General features: G+C 42.3%; 16 protein-coding genes. 12 read left to right on the top strand and 4 right to left on the bottom strand.

The window, feature by feature from the left end; all coding sequences use genetic code 11:
• The first annotated feature begins 150 nt into the window (after positions 1-150).
• Both BW931_RS10865 and BW931_RS10870 read left to right on the top strand, forming a co-directional pair.
• On the top strand, positions 151-1560 hold the full coding sequence (locus BW931_RS10865) for a sodium:solute symporter family protein (RefSeq protein WP_076572266.1): 1410 nt from the start codon (positions 151-153) through the stop codon (positions 1558-1560).
• Entirely contained in the window at positions 1560-2693 is a 1134-nt protein-coding gene (locus BW931_RS10870) for a M24 family metallopeptidase (RefSeq protein WP_076572268.1), read from the top strand. The genes BW931_RS10865 and BW931_RS10870 overlap by 1 nt, the downstream gene beginning before the upstream one ends.
• A gap of 200 nt (positions 2694-2893) precedes the next feature.
• Here BW931_RS10870 and BW931_RS10875 read toward each other — a convergent pair whose 3' ends face one another.
• Positions 2894-3190 carry a hypothetical protein gene (locus BW931_RS10875; protein WP_076572270.1) on the bottom strand — a complete coding sequence of 99 codons (297 nt, stop codon included), beginning with the start codon at positions 3188-3190 and terminating at the stop codon, positions 2894-2896.
• A gap of 116 nt (positions 3191-3306) precedes the next feature.
• On the opposite strand from BW931_RS10875, the gene dcm reads away from it, so the two are divergent.
• Complete coding sequence (gene dcm, locus BW931_RS10880; protein ID WP_076572272.1) at positions 3307-4299, top strand: DNA (cytosine-5-)-methyltransferase; 993 nt, start codon at positions 3307-3309, stop codon at positions 4297-4299.
• On the top strand, positions 4286-5455 hold the full coding sequence (locus BW931_RS10885; protein WP_143541880.1) for a type II restriction endonuclease: 1170 nt from the start codon (positions 4286-4288) through the stop codon (positions 5453-5455). Before dcm ends, BW931_RS10885 begins: the two co-directional genes overlap by 14 nt.
• Positions 5456-5472: 17 nt before the next feature.
• On the opposite strand, the gene BW931_RS10890 is transcribed toward BW931_RS10885, so the two are convergent.
• Positions 5473-5883 carry a very short patch repair endonuclease gene (locus tag BW931_RS10890; RefSeq protein WP_076572274.1) on the bottom strand — a complete coding sequence of 137 codons (411 nt, stop codon included), beginning with the start codon at positions 5881-5883 and terminating at the stop codon, positions 5473-5475.
• A gap of 192 nt (positions 5884-6075) precedes the next feature.
• Here BW931_RS10890 and BW931_RS10895 point away from each other — a divergent pair, with 192 nt between their 5' ends.
• Genes BW931_RS10895 through BW931_RS10920 form a run of 6 tightly spaced genes read left to right on the top strand, consistent with a single transcriptional unit; the run spans position 6076 to position 14828 of the window.
• On the top strand, positions 6076-8895 hold the full coding sequence (locus BW931_RS10895) for a Z1 domain-containing protein (protein WP_076572276.1): 2820 nt from the start codon (positions 6076-6078) through the stop codon (positions 8893-8895).
• A complete protein-coding gene (locus BW931_RS10900) occupies positions 8892-10919 on the top strand; it encodes a hypothetical protein (protein WP_076572278.1) in 2028 nt (675 codons plus the stop codon). The genes BW931_RS10895 and BW931_RS10900 overlap by 4 nt, the downstream gene beginning before the upstream one ends.
• Positions 10912-11850: a hypothetical protein gene (locus BW931_RS10905; protein WP_076572279.1), complete on the top strand. Its 939-nt coding sequence runs from the start codon at positions 10912-10914 to the stop codon at positions 11848-11850. Before BW931_RS10900 ends, BW931_RS10905 begins: the two co-directional genes overlap by 8 nt.
• A gap of 11 nt (positions 11851-11861) precedes the next feature.
• The gene (locus tag BW931_RS10910) at positions 11862-12539 is read left to right on the top strand and encodes a DUF6339 family protein (RefSeq protein ID WP_159435702.1); all 678 of its coding nucleotides are present in this window, start codon (positions 11862-11864) and stop codon (positions 12537-12539) included.
• Complete coding sequence (locus BW931_RS10915) at positions 12520-13908, top strand: DNA cytosine methyltransferase (RefSeq protein WP_234972626.1); 1389 nt, start codon at positions 12520-12522, stop codon at positions 13906-13908. Before BW931_RS10910 ends, BW931_RS10915 begins: the two co-directional genes overlap by 20 nt.
• Complete coding sequence (locus tag BW931_RS10920) at positions 13908-14828, top strand: PD-(D/E)XK motif protein (protein WP_076572283.1); 921 nt, start codon at positions 13908-13910, stop codon at positions 14826-14828. The genes BW931_RS10915 and BW931_RS10920 overlap by 1 nt, the downstream gene beginning before the upstream one ends.
• 540 nt (positions 14829-15368) lie before the next feature.
• Here BW931_RS10920 and BW931_RS13555 read toward each other — a convergent pair.
• The gene (locus BW931_RS13555; RefSeq protein ID WP_159435704.1) at positions 15369-15542 is read right to left on the bottom strand and encodes a hypothetical protein; all 174 of its coding nucleotides are present in this window, start codon (positions 15540-15542) and stop codon (positions 15369-15371) included.
• A gap of 207 nt (positions 15543-15749) precedes the next feature.
• On the opposite strand from BW931_RS13555, the gene BW931_RS10925 reads away from it, so the two are divergent.
• Positions 15750-15950, top strand: coding sequence for a hypothetical protein (locus BW931_RS10925; RefSeq protein ID WP_076572284.1), 201 nt, complete (start codon positions 15750-15752; stop codon positions 15948-15950).
• A gap of 17 nt (positions 15951-15967) precedes the next feature.
• On the opposite strand, the gene BW931_RS10930 is transcribed toward BW931_RS10925, so the two are convergent.
• The gene (locus tag BW931_RS10930; protein ID WP_076572286.1) at positions 15968-17905 is read right to left on the bottom strand and encodes a DUF2075 domain-containing protein; all 1938 of its coding nucleotides are present in this window, start codon (positions 17903-17905) and stop codon (positions 15968-15970) included.
• A gap of 282 nt (positions 17906-18187) precedes the next feature.
• Here BW931_RS10930 and BW931_RS10935 point away from each other — a divergent pair, with 282 nt between their 5' ends.
• Positions 18188-19420, top strand: a complete 1233-nt coding sequence (locus BW931_RS10935) for a NupC/NupG family nucleoside CNT transporter (RefSeq protein WP_040609838.1) — start codon at positions 18188-18190, stop codon at positions 19418-19420.
• The last annotated feature ends 21 nt before the right edge of the window (positions 19421-19441 follow it).

Raw genomic sequence — 19441 nt, forward strand, 5'->3', positions numbered from 1 at the left:
TCGTTTGAAATCGGATAGTAAATATTAAGCTACACAGCCCCTTGAGAGAAGTAATCTATTCGATAATAAGTTTTTTATGGAATTGTATCCGTTTTCATATTTTGTTAATCTGTATAATTGAGATTATTCGATTGAAAAGGGGTTACGTTTATGGAACTTACAAATCAGCCAATGTTAATTTGGTTTGTCGTCGGTTACGGCATTTTTATGCTATTACTCGGCGTGTATTATTCTAAGAAAATCAATACGAGTGATGACTTCATACTCGCAGGGAAATCACTTGGTCCGATTGTTTTGATGGGAACTTTGCTAGCTACGTGGGTAGGGAGCGGTTCTGTCACAGGTGGACAGAATTCCATGGCTTATTCCTTTGGTATTTGGCCAGCTCTAATGAGTACTATTCCGTCATTGCTCGGAATACTGACGATTTTTCTCATTTCATCTAAAATTAAGCATTACGGAAAACACACCGTTGCAGAGATATTGGAGATTAAATATGGAAGATGGTCAAGTCTGCTTGCAGCTATCATTATAATTTTGGCATTTGTCGGTATTGTTTCTTATCAATTCCAGGGTCTCGGCTTTATTTTAAGTGTGTCCACAGGAATTACTCCTGAGACGGGTACCATTATTGGTGCAGTTATCATCATTTTCCTGGCGTGTATCGGCGGGTTGATGTCCGTCGCTCCAACAGACGCAGTCAGTGCTTTTATGGTTATCATTGGACTGGTTGTCGCAGTCCCTCTTGCTATCTCTGTCGGCGGAGGCTGGGACCAGATTATAGCGAACGTCCCGGAAAGCCACACTTCTTTTACAGGTGGATTGAGCTTCCTGCAATTGATGGGCTATTATTTACCAACATTATTCTTATTACTCGGTGATCAGAATATCTATCAGCGTATCACTGCCTCAAATAATGATAAAACTACAAAACGCGGAACAGCAGGTTGGATTATCGGTCTTATTATTGCCACACCGACTATTTCTCTTCTTGCTTTCATTTCACGCTCCCTTTTCCCGGATATTGATCCCGGAATGGCAGTCATCGCTTTAACAAGTGTCCTGCCTATAGCTGTAGGTGGCGTTCTGATCGCCGCATTGACAGCTTTCATCGTAACAACAGGAAACTCGTATCTTTTATCTGCAGCAACAAGCGTGATTTACGATTTCTTTGCGAAATACATAAAAAAGGATATAAATGATCATCAAAAATTAGTTTATACAAGAGTGCTTATCCCTGTATTAGGTGTCATCGCCTTCTTACTGACTATGTATTTCCCGACAGTTCTTTCAGTACAAATGTATGCTTACACAGTATACGGGGCAGGTATCACTCCGGCATTGCTGGCAGTATTCCTGTTCCCGCAGGTTACTAAATCGGCGGGGTTAAGTTCTATGATAACCGGACTGATCGTTACACTGTTCTGGGAGTTTTTCTATGTAGAATCTACAGGTATAAATTCTGTCATTGTTTCTGTACCGGTAGCGATTATCGTACTTATTGTTGTTACGCTATTCACGTATAAAAAAAACAGTAGTAGGAAAGAAGGGACGGAGTAATGAATACATCACACAGGGTGGCGCGTTTAAGAGAAGTTCTGAAAGCCCGTAATTTGGATGCAGCGATTATATTCAACTTTGAGAATCAGTATTATTTCAGCGGGTTAAAAGCAATCACTTACTCCAGACCGATGATCCTGGTCGTGGAAGAAAATAAACAAAGCTTAATCATACCTAAAGTAGAAGAAAATCACGCCAAAGAAAAAACGGATGTTGATTCACTTTATATTTACCAGGAAGTGAGAAACAGTAGTGGGGAAAGTACGGATTATAAAGCGTTATTTAATGACGTACTTTCAAAATTAAACGACAACAGCAAAGTAGGGATTGAATACAGCTCACTGCCGACTGACTTCACTATGAGTCTTCAGAGCCAAGGGTTTGAAATCGAAGATATACAACAGGACGTAGTCGATTTAAGATCGATTAAATCAGAAGAAGAAATTGAAGCGATCAAAACATCCGGTGACCTGGTCAGTGGTGCTTTAAAGAATACTTTGGAGAATTCATCCATCAAAGCTTCTGAGGTCGACATTGATTATTTTGGAAATCAATTTCTGTTCGATGAAATTTCTAAGAAGTTTACAAATTCGACATTAGACTACTTTGTCATGTCTCCATCCGGCATAGAACGTACGAATATGCCTCACGTTTTTTCAAATACGAGAAAATTGGAAGAAGGAGACATCATTATACACAGCAGACAGGTCGGCCTGAACGGTTACCGTGCCGAGTGTGAAAGAACTTACTTTGTCGGTGAACCTTCAGAAAAACAAAAGGAAGTGTTCGATGTCATGCTCCGGGCTCACAACGCGGCTCTCGACTTCATTAAAGTCGGCGTCACTGCTAAAGAGGTGGATGAAGCAGCTTTACGAGTGATCCGCGAAGCTGGTTTAGAAAAATACGTCTCACATAGAACAGGACACGGTATCGGCATAGGACAGCATGAAGAACCATATCTCCGATTCGATAATGACCTGGAACTGAAAGCGGGGATGGTGTTCTGTATAGAGCCTGGGATTTACGTACCTGGCGTGGGAGGTTTCAGGCATTCAGATACGGTCGTGTTGAGAGAGGATGGAACTGAAATTATTACGGAATACCCAAGAGAATTAGAACAGCTGATTTTTTAATGAATAATAAAATTCACCGAAAGAGCCGAACCTGAATGACATGTTCTCTCTAAAGTAGACACTTAAAAATTATAAAGGGTATACTCCGCTATAAAGATTAATATTGTTTTATGCTGCGTAAACGAAAAAAGTTGTTTTTAGGTCCATAACTTTCCCGAAATGATACCAGGAGAGATTTTGTGTAGCAGAAGGAGCTTTTACTACTTCAGGAAATCTGATATATATACTACACTGAAGCTCTCTCTCCTGGATATTTCCTGTAATAAAATCTCATCAAATTCGTCACTGAGATTCCGGTTTAAGATGAGTGCATCTAAAAAACTTAAATCCAGCTGGACCAAGTTTTCAAACTCCTCCCTCATATCACTTCCATCAATATATACGCCTTGAATAGAGTATTTTTCTTCTAGGAAAGGGAGACGTTCTTCAATAAACTCAATCACTTGCTCGTTACTCTGGTCTGTTGAAGAGCGATAATATAGTATTGCTTTTTTCATGCCGTCTCCCCTTCCTGTTCAGAATTTTGACTTTGTAATTCGTCTTTCACATCTATGCAGGCATTATTTGTTATAATATACTATATTAGCAGTAGCTGAAGGGTGAGTGAACCTAAATGTTATACAGGTATATAGATCTCTTCGCCGGAATCGGAGGAATAAGACTGGCTTTCGAACCGTATGGAGAATGTGTGTTCAGTTGTGAATGGGATAATAAAGCTAAAGAAACTTACGAGGCTAACTTTTGGGAAAAACCTGCAGGAGATATTCGTGAGGTTGAGGCTGCGGCAGTCCCCGATCATGAAATTCTGCTCGCCGGGTTTCCGTGTCAGCCCTTTTCTTTGGCAGGTGTGAGCAAGAAGACAAGCCTGGGGAAAAAACACGGCTTTCTTGATGAAACCCAGGGAACTTTATTTTTTGATATTGCCCGGATTATAAAAGAAAAACAACCGCAGGCTTTTTTATTGGAAAATGTCAAAAACCTCAGAAGCCATGATAAAGGCAGGACATACAAAGTAATAAAAAAAGTTTTGGAAGAAGAGCTGGGTTATACAGTCTATGATAAGATTATAAACGCTAAAGGACTGGTCCCGCAAAATAGAGAAAGAATTTATATAGTCGGTTTTAAAAATCCTGTAAAATTTGAATATCCCTCTATTCCCGAAAATGGACCCACTTTGGGAGATATTCTTGAGGAAACAGTTGATGATAAATATACTTTATCCGATAAACTATGGAGTTATCTGAAAAGCTATAAGGAGAAACATTTAAAAAAAGGGAATGGTTTTGGTTATGGTCTTGCCGATTTCAACTCGCATACAAGGACGCTTTCCGCCCGGTATCATAAAGATGGCAGTGAAATACTGATTCCTCAGGGTAAAGACAGAAATCCGAGAAGACTTACTCCGAGAGAATGCGCCCGGTTGCAGGGTTTCCCGGAAGATTTTCAGATACCCGTGAGTGACACTGCGGCATATAAGCAGTTTGGAAACAGTGTAGCTGTACCTGTTGTAGAAAGGATCGCCCGAAATATGATTTATGCTATTGAACGTAATGCTCCAATAGAAAATTCATTGGAAAAGGAGCGTGAAGAAGGTGTGGCAAAGTAAACAGGACACTCTTCAAAAAGCTATAAAAGCGTCCCAGGATCGGGGGCGCTTTTTCTGTAAATTTTTATCAGCAAATGATGTTGGAGCTAACGGGTCACATCAAAGTGGCATATACCTGAACATTCATTCATGGGAGATGTTCTTTGATACAGAGATTCCCACAACCGGTAAAGCGGAACGCGAAGTAAAGATTCATATGGAAAATCACTCTTCCTTTATAAGCAGAGTGGTCTATTATACATCAAAAAAGGAATTCCGAATCACCAGATTCTGGAGTAACACTGAAATAGAAGAGCAGGAACTGGTAGGAGCACTGATCGTGTTCATACCTGAAGGAGAAGGAGAATACCGGACTTATATTTTTAATACTGAAGAAGAAATTGAAGATTTCAGAAACACATTCTCTATATCTCTTCTACATAATTCTGTGTACTATAAAAGTGAAAACATCGGAGGAGGCCCGCTTTCTTTTGAAGAAATAATTCATGAAAAAATATCAGACTATGAAGCTTTTCCCGACACGTCTGTCCTGGCGCAACTTTCAAGAAACACCTGGTTTGATTATTACGAACCGGGCAAAATTAATCCTGATCAGAATATTATTAACTGGATCGATACGGAATATAAAGTTTTTAGGGAGATAGAGAAAAAGGTTTATAGAGAGAAATTAACAAAACCATTTGAGGATATGCAGCCACTTATCGATTTTGCCAATAGTGCACTTAATCGGCGCAAAAGCAGAGCCGGGAGAAGTTTTGAACACCATGTAAACTATATCTTTAATCGCTTCAATCTTCCCTTTGATAATCCCGGGATAACGGAAGGAAATAAAAAACCTGATTTTCTGTTCCCTTCTTCCGAGGCCTATAAAGACCCCATGTATGAAGATGAGAAACTTATAATACTGGGTGCCAAAACCACCTGTAAGGACCGGTGGCGCCAGGTACTTTCCGAAGGGGACAGGGTTAAGGGAAAACATCTTATTACTCTTCAGCAGGGGATATCCAAAAATCAACTTGATGAAATGAACAGGGCTAATTTGGAGCTGGTAGTGCCCAAACCTTATCACAAACGTTACCCTAAGGAATATCAATCACAACTTTGGTCTCTCGATCAGTTTATAAGATTCACACAGGAAATGTACGGGACGGAATAGGCAGCAGTGTTAGAGGTTCACTTATGCCTATCTATAAAGGCGGCTATTTTATCGATTGTATTATCCAGATTTTCTTTAACTTCATGCTCCCATATTCTCAGGATGTTCCAGTTGTTCTGCTCATAGTAATTATTAACCTCCCGGTCCCTTTCCACATTTCTATCGAGTTTCTTTTTCCAGAAATCTGCATTAGTCTTCGGTAAGTTACCGTGTAGAGGACACTGATGAAAAAAACAGGAGTCAATGAAAATAACTATCCGGTATTTCTTTATTGAAATATCCGGTGTGCCAAAAAGATCTTTAGTATTTCTCCGAAAGCGATACCCTTTTCTCCAGAGCTCGCTCGTTACTATGCTTTCCAGCCTGGAAACTGAACGAATTGCTTTCATGTTGTTTTTTCTTTGTTCTTTGGAAATTACATCTGCCATAGTGATTCTCCTTTTTTGTACCATTTCCTGTCCGGAGAAGTTTATAAACCATGCAGATATCAAAAAAAGTAATTATTATGGCTGCAACTTTTTGTTAACGCTTTTATTTATTGACGTAACGGGATGATCTTTAGTTGTAATCTCCTGCAATAGTTAATAAAATTACAGTAATAGTAAAAAAGGGGTGTCGGTATGCCTAACATTCATGCAAGCAATTTTGACGTCGTTCGCGCCTATGTTTCGAACGCCCGTAGCAAAGACAAAAGCTGGGAAGAAATCCTCCTGCAAAATTCAGAAAAGTATACTCTGGATGATTTTATAAATTTAAAAGTTATGACAGGAGAATTCCCTGAGGATACCACTCTGGAGAGTTTTCAGCAGATTGTCGAAGAACGCAGGAAAGCGGAGAAGGAAGAGGAAAAGCTCAGAATCTCAGAGGAAGAAACAATCATTATTTCCGATGAGGGAGAGGAGAACGAGATCACCGTTCCTGCACACGAAAACTCTTCCTGGCAATTATATAAGCGTAAACTTATTGAGGACGGGTTCACAGATGATTCTATAATCAAACTTGAAGACTCCACCCTTCAAATACTGAGAAAACTGAACAGCGGGGCGACTTCTTCGAAGGTTGTTAAAGGTCTGATGGTGGGGCACGTCCAGTCGGGTAAAACAGCGAGTATGGCTGCGTTAATGGCTATGGCTGCGGACTGGGGATGGAATTACTTTGTTATCCTCTCAGGGATGATTGAAAACCTCCGCTCTCAAACGGAGAAAAGGCTTTGGGAAGATCTGAATCATTCCGGTAACCTTAAATGGAATATTATAAACAAACCTTCAAGAAATTCACCGGAAAACGAAAGGCTGCAATCTTTGCATCTGAATAAAAGGGACACCCAGAGATATTTCACAGTCAGTCTGAAGAATCAGGGCAGACTTAAAAACCTGAACCAGTGGCTGAAGGAAGACGAAAATAAGTTGAAGAAAATGAACATGATTGTAATTGATGATGAAGCGGACCAGGCAAGCATTAATACAAAAAACATTGATTCCGATGAACGGGCAAAAATTAATCAGCTGGTAGTGAATCTGGTGGAAGGTAATGACAGGAAGGTCCAGCCAAGTTCCACCAACTATATAAGTTATACGGCTACCCCTTACTCAAACTTTTTAAATGAATCCGCCCCCGAATCGCTGTACCCGAAAGATTTTATAGGTGCTCTTCCTACAGCAAAAGAATATTTTGGCCCTAAAGAAATCTTTGGTATGGAAGAAGAAGGGTTTGAAGGAATGAACGTTGTGCGGGAGATCAGTGAGGAAGAAGTAACAAGGGTGAAAAATCTGGAAACCGGAGAGTCCGGCGGTCTTCCCCTTTCTATGAAACACTCCCTGGCCTGGTTCATAATTTCAGTGGCCAGTTTAAGGCACCCTTCCATTGATTATATCAAGCCGGTCAGTATGCTGGTTCACACCAGCCAGAGACAGGAGCACCATGACCGTGTTGCTGCAGCAATACACTATTATCTGAAAGAAACCCCGCTGGATGAGCAGATACAGTTCTGCAGGGAAGTTTATGAAAAAGAGACAGCTGCTTTCACCCCGGCTTCCCTGAAAGAAAGTGTACCTGGGTATCCTGTCGAAGAAGAAGGTTTAAATACCTACCCTCCATTTGACGAAATAGAAGAAGAGATTAAAAACATTATTGAAACAAATGTTTCACACATTATGCTCGGGGATGATGGTGATCTTCATTATCACGAGGGTATGCACCTCTGCATAGATAACTGTTCAAAAAACGGTATAAATGACGATTTTCATATCAGGCTGGCGTATCCTGAAAGAAGAAGCAGGAATTACCCGGAAAAAGCCCCTGCTTTCATTATAATCGGCGGAAGTACTCTTTCCAGAGGGCTTACTATTGAAGGGCTTGTCAGCACATATTTTCTGAGAGGACCGAATGCTTCCGACACTCTTATGCAAATGGGAAGATGGTTCGGTTTCAGAAAAGGATATGAAGTTTTCCCCCGTATATGGATGACAGCTGACACCAGGGAAAAATTCCGCTTTTTATCTAACCTGGAGGCAGAACTGCGTGAAGAGCTGGATGATTTCGCAAAAACAGGAAGACGCCCTGCAGAGTATGGACCAAGGGTTAAAAACACCCCCAAGGTCAGCTGGATGAGGTTAACCGCGGCCAACAGAATGCAGAGTGCTCAGGCTGTGGACCTTGATTTCTCCGGTACTTCCAACCAGATGATCCATTATCATGATAACAGCGCGATTCTTTCGGGAAACGTGTCAGCGACTGAATCTCTAATAAAAGAATGTCCGGCCCCCTATCAGTCTGTTCTGAAAAATTCGATTGTGTATGAAGGGGTGGACTTTTCAATAATTAAGGAATATCTGACAAAAGGGATGACCTTTCACAAACGTTCCACTGTTTTTAACCGGATAAATGAATTCTGTGAATGGTTTGAGAAAGCTGATCGGGAAGACAACAGCTTCACCGGATGGAACGTAGTGGTCTCAGGTACCGGGAATCCTCTGGAAGCCGGAAGCGATAGAAGAAAGGTGTGGAATTTGGCAGGGTTTAACATAGGAATGGTAAACCGCTCGGCTCTCGGCAAGGAAGAGCAGTACGAAAACCTTAATTTCAAAAATATTGGTGTTTTACGGGCTCCGAGTGATTTAGTTGCCGATATTCCAAAAAAACATTTTGAAGAATTCAAACATGAATCTAAAGCCATTTCCAGACTGAAAAATAGCGAAGTCAGCAGACTTCGGGAAAAGTATTCACTAGGAAATACTCCTCAATTGTTAATTTACCGTATCGATAAAAATTCGAAACCACGGGCCGGTCAGGAAGCAGCAAACAGAAGTAATCTAAACCTGCCTGTGGACCCGGTAGGGATTTGTATATTTATTCCGGGAGATTTAAGAAAAGGATCTAAAGCGAAAGCCCTGCAGATTAAAATCGACCCTGCGCAGGAAAATTTTGAAACAGAGGAATGATTAATTTGACAGAACTTAGTGTTGATATTGCTAAAGTGGACAGAATGTCTCAAAGCGGAAGTTCACTGTTACGATTGATTCAGAACGAAGAGCTCCCCACTCTCGACCTGCTGGTAAGAGAAGCTCTTCAAAACAGCCTTGATGCCAAAAGGGAAGGCTTCTCGAACGTCCAGGTGGACCTCAACCTCAAAACTTTTAATAAGAACGAAGTCCTTCAGTATTTTGAAGGGCTGCAGGACACCATAGGGAAGTTTTTTACGGAAACGGAACAGAAAGCTCTGACTATAAGCGATTCCAATACTGAAGGTTTAACGGGGCCGTTAAGCTATGAAGACATGGAGAGCAGGGCTGATCAGGGTAATCTGCTTAATTTAATATATGAAATAGGACGTCCCCAGGAAAAAGAAGGTGCCGGAGGTTCCTGGGGATTGGGTAAAACAGTTTATTTCAGAGCGGGAATTGGGCTGGTTATATATTATTCCAGAATCCTGACCGAAGATAAAAAGTACGAATCCCGTCTTGCTGCGTGTCTTATTGAAAATGAGGAAAAAAAAGAAGAGGAAATATTTATTCCGTATACTTCCGAACATAAATTAAAACGAGGCATAGCCTGGTGGGGGAGAAGTGAAGGAGACAAAACGGTGCCAATTACTGATGAAAATGAGATTGATCTTATTTTGCAGTCATTTAATATTGAACCATATAAAAATGAAGAGACAGGAACTACTGTGATTCTACCCTTTATTCAGGAAAAGAATTTACTCGGCGAACAGGGGGAGAGACAACAGCTTCCATGGGAGAGCTCCGTGGAGAAGTACTTGAAAATAGCTGTACAAAGATGGTATTCCCCGAGACTGAATAATGTTTATTATCCATACGGAGGAAGGCTGGAGTGCGCAGTTAATAATGATTTCGTAACCAGGGAGAAAATGGAGCCGGTTTTCCTTTTAATGCAAAATCTATATAATCTAACTGTAGATGAAGACAGTCGCAAAGAAAAGCTTCAGGGGATTGAACATTATGTGGAAACTATAAAAACAAGAGGTATATTAAAAGACTCGGAAGCCGGGAAACTTTCATTCGCGATTGTACACGAGGATAAACTGGCGATGGGGCCCCCCGATAACCTTCCTTCTCCTTATCAATATTTTGATATAGTGAATTACGGAGAAAATGAAAATTATCCCATTATCAGTCATACACGGATGCCGGGTATGATAGTAAGTTATAATACCTCCGGCGAATGGGTAAATAAAGTTAATACTCAGGATGAGCATCATTACCTGATAGGTATTTTCGTTCCGAACTCTAACAATGAAATAACTGATGTTCACTTCAGAGAAGGAGCCCCTAATGTTGAAGCTTATCTGAGGAACACCGAAAAAGCCGACCACCGGTCCTGGGTGGACTACCTTTACCAGGGTCACCGGTTAAACCTGGTGGACAGAATACAAAAGACACTTACTAAACGAATAAACAATAAAATAGGACGGAAAGATAAGCCGACTGACACTCAACGGGATGCCCAGCTTAGCAATATAGTCGGTCAGGCCATTCTGCCCCCGCGTGGATATGGCAAGAGCAGTGGTAGGGCCGGAGGTAAAGCCGGGGGAGGAGCGCCTCATGGCGGCAGAAAAGATTTCTCTTACAAAATTCAGGGTATAAATATTCATTCCATAAACGAAACAGAGATATCTTTTTCTATTAAATCTACCGGGAAAAATGCGGCTACGCTTGAGATATCGGCACTTTCGGAGCAGGGAACTGTACGTGCCGATAAGTGGGAAGAGGATATAGAAACCCGCTTCCCTTTCTCTGTAAAACAAATTATTTTGGACGAGGATGTGGGAGTTGAACCAATTGTTACGGAAGAATTCGGGAGATCCTACGGGGAAGTTCTCGATTTACCGGAAAGTAAGGATGAAGTCCACGGGAAAATTCTCGTGGAAAACGATGATCCGTTGATACAAATGAAGATTTCAATTAATAAAGCCACAACTTTGGAGAGAACGGAAAATGAATAACATATCATTTTTTAAAACACTTAACGACGATATGCTTGCAGACACAGGTTATCAGGAAACGCCCGCAAAAATGTACTTTTTTAAAGAGGGCAGAGAGATCGTGTTTACTCCTGAAATTCTTACGGAGGGGGCCACGAAGGAAGTATTGCTTAAAGAAGAGACGTATAGTTTCGATTTTTCACAGGATGATTTACATTACAGCAAAAGAATCACCTTTCAAAATCATCAATATCTTTTCGGGAAAGAAGGTCTCGTAAGTGAGGAGGGAGAAATAGGCCTCGGAGTTAAATATTTCTCTAAGGAATCACAACAACAGTACACTAAAGTTCTTGCAAGTTTTAAAAAAGATACCCCGCCCCTTACTGACAGGCTGATTGATTTTGTTATACCTAGTGGTTATTTCCGGGGAAATGTAGTAATTGAAATTATTCTTTTTGCTGTTACGCCCATAGCGGAGCACTTCCCTCTTACTAAAGGTACAGTGCTTGGAAAACTGGAAAGTACAAAGTTTCTGCTGGAAGGGGAAGGAGGGTCATTCCCGATATTGCATCATGCGGATCCGAACGAGCCGCTTTGGTGGGTGGACTGCAACTGGGAGGATGCGGCCATAGATACATTTCACGAAGACTACGTGTCTTTGAACATAAATCGGCAACACCCGGATGCCAAAGATTTAAAGTTAGATGCTATGCCCCAAGTTTCACCAATGTTGAAAAACGTCATAACTTCGGCCTTGTATATTATTGCTCAAAAGGTAATACAGGAAGAATATAATCTGACGAGTAAAGATGACACCTCAGATTTTGAAGAGGGTTCTATTGCTTCTGCTATTTCTTATTTCCTTAAAGATATTGAAGAAGATAAGTCATCTCCGGAAATTCTAGCCAAAGAAATTCAAAAGTCAGTACACGAGAGATTTGAGGGAATGTAATGTGGAGAGAAATGTCGAAAAAAGAAGCTGACAAAGAATATAAGAAACTGTTTGCCAATAATTTCACCCCTTCCCTGAGAGATAATGAATTCGATGAAAAGCTGAGAACAAAAATTTTGGAACTCCACGAGGAGACACTCAGGGAAATGGATATTTCCGAGGAATCTAGATGGGGATATAAATATGACTTCGCTTTTGGCCTGAAACTTTTTGATTTTCTTCAGAGAGGGGAATTCTTTCTTCCAATTCATCTGGCTGCTTCTACAGGAATATGGCGTTTTCTCTCTGTTAATATTATGCCGGATATTGTTCACGGAAGGTGGGGAGATTCGCCTGTACGCTTCTATTTGCAGCCGAACAGAATTTGGCTGAAAACTTTATGGTGGTACAGCTTTCTCTCATGGCAGGGAAGTGTTGCAAGCACACAAAAGACCCTTGAACTTAACAGTACAGATACTATTGTACAATTAGTGGAAAGAGCCGGTGCCAACGGGTACAGAGTGGACATGTCCAGGGAACTGATGAAGCAGTTCGGCAGGTTATTAAGAGAGGAAAATATTCATAGAGAAGATACTTTCAGGAAAGTCATGAAGCTTAACACCGCCAGGACCAGGTCTGTGGAACCGGGGCTGATTGAAGGCGGAACTGAGAGCTATGTGAGGGATCTTATTGAGTACGTTAAAAAGTAACAGAATAGAAGAGGAAAAATATTTGTCGCATAAATCGGATATAAGTGTAATAGACCTGTTTTCGGGATGTGGGGGTATGGCTCTCGGGTTTGGGCTCCAGAACTTTCATATAGCGGAGAGCGTGGAATTGGACCCTGCTGCCTGTCGGACGGCAAATTATAACCTTCATATAAAATCGAACAGTAAATCGTCAGCCTGCAATTTCGATGTTAAAAATTATAGTTTTTCTGTATCGGAAAAGCCGGAGTCTAAAGTGGTTACTATAGGGGGGCCTCCGTGCCAGGCATATTCAAATATTGGTAAAGCAAAAATCAGATCATTGGGAGAAGACCGTTTCGGACTAAATGATTCGAGGGCTTTTCTGTATGAAGAGTTTTTAAGGGTAGCACTGGATGCTTCTTCTGACTTTATTGTTATGGAAAACGTACCTGAGGCAGTAAACTTTTTCGGAAAAAATTTAGGGGAAGAAGTCTGTGCAGAGTTGGAAAAAAGGGGGTACAGAACTTTTTGGACGATTCTTAACGCAGCAGATTATGGTGTACCTCAAGTCAGAGAAAGGTTATTTGTATTTGCAGCCAAAGAAAAGTATGGTGAGCCCTATTTACCGGAACCTGTGTGTCAAAGACCTGACAGGGGTTTCAAAACCCCCAACGAAAAAAGATTTAAGACATTTCTTAACTATTCCTTTTTTAAGGAACCAAAGCAACCTTCTAAAGCAGCCCCTTTATGGGTAACAGCAGGAGAAGCTGTGTCGGATCTTCCTTCTTTATTTAAAAGTGCCGATTCCATCTATCAATATTATAAATCCAACGTGCGGTTGCCCTACGAGTCTTCTCCTTTAAATTATTTCCAGAATAAAATGAGAGAGAACACAAGAGGGGCTGCATATGTTTCGGGTAATTCTTTTAGGTATACAGCACGGGATTTTCGCATATTTGAAGAAATGAACTGGGGAGACGATTTTCGGCAGGCCTTCGATATAGCGGATAACCTTTTTAGAAAGGAAGCTGCAAGAAAGAATATTACAAAGAAAAACAACCCTGAAGAATATAATTTGCTTAGGAAAAAGTTTGTCCCCCCGTATGATCGGGAGAAATTTCACAGTAAGTGGAAAAAACTGCACCCGGGTAAACCTTCACACACCCTTGTGGCTCATTTGGGTACGGATACTTACAGTCACATCCATCCTTATGAACCCAGGGGTATAAGTATCAGGGAAGCTGCAAGACTTCAATCTTTCCCGGATGACTTTATGTTTCATGGAAGCATGGGGGATGCATACCGGCAAATTGGAAACGCGGTTCCCCCTCTTTTAAGTGAAGCGATTGCAAAGGCAGTTAAACGAAGTATGAAAATGGAGGAAGGATAATGGAACTGGTATATGTATTAAGGGAATATTTTGCCTCTCTTGAATTAAACAGAATTCGTGAACTGCCGGTGGAACTTCTTGGCGAAGACTTCAAAGGATGGGTAATTAAAGAGAAAAATGAGGTTGGAGTCGGCGTAATTATCAGTAAGGATGTTAATGTTAATGAAAGGTTCACCAATGTAAATTTTTATAATCGTCATATTGTAATTAACAATAGCACAGAAAATGTGCTGTTGCTGACTTGCGAAAACAACGATCAGCGATATGAATTTGCAAGTATTGCAGCTGTATTTCTTGATCCCGGTAAGGAAGGGATGGACCGAAAATTGCTGGAAACGGAGCCACTTACCTGGTGGAAAAAATGGAAGGATTTAATCGGGAACGCCTCCGTAGAAAAGAGTGTTCACAGTATTTTGGGAGAAATGTTGGCAGTAAAGTATCTTGCTGAACAAAATTCCAAAGCATCCTTACCTAACTGGACAGGAGCTAAAGGACAGTCTGTAGATGTAGAACACGGGGATAGAAATTATGAAGTGAAAACCACGACAAATAAGTATGAAAATATAGTAAATATAAACAGCCAATTTCAATTGAGCAGTATATTTAATGCTGATTTGATTTTTGTCAGGGTAGAAGAAGTATCCTCAGGCGTAACGTTAAACGAAATGGTGGAAGAACTGGAATACCTTGGTTTTGACAGAAAAGAAATAGAAGAGAATATGGAAAGGCTGGGGGTACCGGAGAATTCCTCTGCGAGGGAAAGAAACTTTGCTGTACTTGAAGGAAGGATTTACAAAGTTGCCGATAAATTTTCTGCTCATAAACTTAAAGATTCTCTAGGAGAAGCCTCCCCGCATATTTTAAAAATACAATATACTATAGATTTGACAGGCATACCGCATGAAGAAATTAAATTATAAAGAGGCAGGTTTAAAATGAAATCGCCGGAAACTTTATGAACTACACCCCGAACAATGCACTTTAAAAAAGTGTCCATGTTCGGGGTTTTTCATATGTTGAGACTCCAAATATATCTTATAAAAAAATCGACCAAACGATGCAGGAATATCGAACGCGCTAAAATAAATTGAAATGTCACCTCGATTACGGAAAGCCAGAACGTATTCTCTTGACGGATACCGTATACGTGTATTACGTGAAGAGACAGGGATTGTATCTTTCTATCATCGGAACGATCTTCTTCCGATTGTGTGCACCATCTGCCCTCCAGGAATCCAGAAGAGAGTAAGCGAGCCTGAATTGAAACAGTAGATGTCTCGCCCGGGAAACCGTCGGGATCGAACAAGCAATTCAGGGTACTTGGAATATTATAAGAACCATCGATACCAGGGGATGCTTACAGAATACCCCGGCTCAATACTCAGATCTTCTTATAACAGATTGGGACTCTTTATTATATTCTCTATTACAGGGGTCCAGTTCAGGTCCCCCGTTCTTGTTCACTTCATTTGTTTAATTACAATCTGGGCAGCAACCCGAGCAATCAACCCGATAAGAAGCATTATTCCCAACACAACGAAAATATTATCTGATAGAGCCATCCCTAATTGGACCCCTAAAAATAAAGCTATCCCAATCACAAGGCCTATAATGATTTTGTTTTTTCCTGTCATAGCGTGTCCTCCTCAAAAGTCGCAGTTCATTTCGTGAATCATTTTTTCTAACACGTCTGAGAGTTAATTGAATAAAGCTGCCCCTAAAATAGTTATAATCACGAGTGGCAAAAATACAAATACTGCTATAAGCACATTATATTATCTTTGTCGGTGAATAGAGGCTTACGGTATATGTATAAGAAAACTCCTATAAGAAGTAATGCAATGATTGTCATTGCTAAATCCAATGTTACCCCTCCAATAGCTCTTCGTAAGTCAATCTCTGCTTTCAGTGTAGACAAAGCTTTATCCGGGAGACCGAACCTGGAACTCGGCAATACAGATGGAAAGTATCCTCTGAGCCGCTCCGGTGCCTTCTACTGTACCGATAAACGTTTGACTCACAAAATAAAAGCCCTGCTGTAGAAAGTCGCTCTTATATTTTAATTTCCATACTCATCATTTCTTTCCGCAACTTTCGAATATTCTCCGGGTGAGAGGTTTTCATAAACAGTCGCTTTTCTGAGCCGTTCCTGAAAGTATGCATTCAATTCGGGATCGGTGCAGAAAATGAAGCAGCCTTTCTGGCCCCGCGTCATAAGCGTACGGTACGTGTTCCGGATAATGTCATCAGCTACCTGCTGTGCTTTGATCGGGTTTTCTTTAGCCATTTTTTTAATGCCGCGCAGGGACTGATCCGATTTGGCCCGTTTCGTGTAATCCGTCTTCACTTCTCCGTTTTCGAAATAAAGGTCGGGACCGATGATCACCCCCACATAATCAAACTCCAGCCCCTGGGAGGTATGAATACATCCGGCTTCCGCGACTGATTGCTGATCGATCGCCCAAATACTGTCCGACAGATTCCAGCTCATTTCAAAATCATATTCGGGCAGCGTAATATCCTTGTACTCCGTATCTTTCCGCTGCTTCACCGGCCACTCCCAGCAGTATCCGGCCAGCATGCGTGATTTATTGTTCCTTTTGTTCAATTCCTCTATATGACGAAGCATCCGGTGCGGGTCTTCGTACACCCGGAAGTCATAGTCCACCCCGTAGTCGTTTTTATTGGCTGTCTCACGGATGCCGAGAGTGTCCTCTAGCCAGGCGATATAGGCTTCCGATCCGTCACATCGGAACTGGGAAGCCAGTTTCCCCGTAATCAGTTCGGCACCCGCTTCTTTTGTATACTGCTCAATCAGTCCCATGCTTCCGATATCCTTAAGCGTAACCCGCTGCTTTTCGTCAATGAAGAACATAGTGAATTTGGCGGCGTTGATCAGTTCTTTCACCTGATTTTCTCCCTGGTTGCCGTAGAATCCGGACTTCTCATTAAGCCGGTGCGCTTCATCAACCACGATGACGTCGAATTCATTCGGTTCGGATCTTGTGAAACTGCCGGAACCTTTGAACAGATTGTTTATATGTGTCTTCTTCATCGTTCCCTGAAGCCGGGAGGCGTATACGGTACGGGGCGCAGAGTTTTTGGAGACGTACAGTACATTCAGCCCCTGATTGATCAAATTCACCAACAGATGAACGGCCATCACTGATTTGCCGGTACCGGGACCTCCTTCGATCGCCATAACGTGTTTCTGTTCCGAGTGCACGCCTTCGAGAGCCAGCTGGTAAGCCTGTTCGTAAAAAACCTTCTGTTCATCGATCATCCGGAATTCCTCGTTGCCCTCCAGCATACTGCTTAAGGAATCCTGAAGAGACCTGGAAGGACGGATCCTGCCATGTTCTATTTCATAGATCAGATGACGGTTGTCGCCGTGTACAACGTATTTCTTGATGAAGGAGCGCAGCTTACTGATTTCCCCTTTCGTAAACACGGGGGCTCTGTCCAAATGTTCCTGGTAGTGAGCATCCGTCAGGGGATCGTCCGCTTCTTTCCGGTAGTTATGCAGGTAGGCACAGGGATTGAGGGAAATATGTTTCTCCTGGACGTTTTCATTAAAATCTTCAATGAGAGCAGAGTAGGACCACGCCTGATAGGAAGGGTGCGGGAGAGGTCGTTTCCCTCCGCCTATGTAAGTGGAAACGATAGCATCCTGCTCCTCAACCTTCTCCACCTCCGACCACTGTTTCAATTCAATGATGATGACATGATCCTGGTCGCCGTTGTTTCCGGATATAAGAAAGTCGACCCGTTTTGAGGTGTTGGGGATATTGAATTCAATAGCGACAGATGCATCTTCCGGTATCTCCTCATCCTGCATGACGTTCGACATGCGCTGAAGCGAGTTCTCCCACGATTTGATTTCCTGTTTGGAGGTCCGGCCGATCTTTTCCTGGTAGGAATGGTACAGGCGTTCCACGAGTTCTTCATTGATTACGTCAGAGACGAAGTCTGTTTTGGTAGATTCATAAATAATCATGAGGGTGCCCCTTTCCCGGTCCGCAATATTCGGTCTTTTTACTTTCGTTACTGAATATCGTATCAGTACACTGGAATTTTTTCTATTCTTTTACATCTGCGCATCCCCTTGAGTGGATTCGATTCCCCTTTTTAAAACAATTGTTTTTTTATTGAACTTTTGTTTGCTGTGCGCTATCATTTAAATAATTCTAAAAAATCAACGATTCCGGTGACTGACCAGCATGGTAAGTTTTATGCAGCGTTAATTGTAACCGGTTACATTGAAGGGGTGTTTCAATTGATAAATATTTTGTGGGGGCTGTTAGGTATAGCCACCGTTCTCGGAATTGCATTTCTGCTGAGCGTGAAGAAAAAAGAGATTCATGTGCGTACGATCGGTCTGGCTCTTCTGATTCAAATAACGTTCGCTTTTCTGACGCTGAAATCGACGACCGGACGGGCAGCACTGGAAGGGTTGTCGAACCTCGTTCAGAATGTCATCGGATATGCGAGTGAAGGTATTTCCTTTTTGTTCGGGCCGCTGGTAGCCGGGGACGGGAACATTTTCGCTTTTCAGGTGCTTACGATCATCATATTTTTCTCGTCCATGATTTCGATCCTTTATTACCTCGGAATTATGCAGTGGATCATCAAAACCCTCGGCGGCGGTCTGTCCAGACTGCTGCAGACGACCCGGCCGGAGTCGCTGGCGGCCGCAGCGAATATATTCGTCGGGCACACGGAGGCGCCGCTGGTCGTACGTCCGTTCATCAAGAAAATGAACGAGTCGGAGCTGTTTGCTATTATGGTCGGAGGAATGGGTTCTGTATCCGGTTCTATTCTCGTCGGTTATTCTCTCCTCGGTATTCCTCTGGAGTACCTGTTAGCCGCAAGTTTCATGGCGGCACCTTCAAGTCTTCTGATAGCTAAAATGATTTTCCCTCTTCCTGCCGAAGTGAGGAAGAGTATAGCGGAAGGACCGGCGGAAGAAATCAATATCGATATGGCGGAAGACGAAAAACCGGCCAACATCATCGATGCTGCCGCAAGCGGAGCTTCGACCGGTGTGAAAATGGTCCTTGAGATTGCGGGGATGCTGCTGGCTTTCGTGTCGCTGATCGCTCTGATCAACGGTTTGTTCGGTGCCGTAGGTGGTCTGTTCGGTATGGAAGACCTGACGCTCGAATTGATTTTAGGTGTCATTCTGTCTCCCATCGCTTTCTTGATCGGAGTACCGTGGGAGGAAGCGGTGAGGGCTGCTCAGTTCATCGGGCAGAAGGTGGTCATCAACGAATTCGTCGCTTTTGCCGGGCTCGGAGAAGTCATTGACAGCTTTTCCGCCAAAACCGCGATGATACTCAGTTTCGCCCTGGCAGGGTTTGCGAACTTCGGGTCTATCGCCATCCAGATCGGGGCGCTTGGTTCTCTTGCTCCGGAGAGGAGAAACGACGTATCGAGGCTTGGGTTACGGGCGATGATCGGCGGCACGCTCGCTTCATTACTGAATGCGGCTATCGCAGGCATGTTTATTTAATACAGTTCCTGAAGGAGGAGT

The sequence above is a fragment of the Salimicrobium salexigens genome (assembly GCF_900156705.1).
Taxonomy (GTDB): Bacteria; Bacillota; Bacilli; order Bacillales; family Halobacillaceae; genus Salimicrobium; species Salimicrobium album.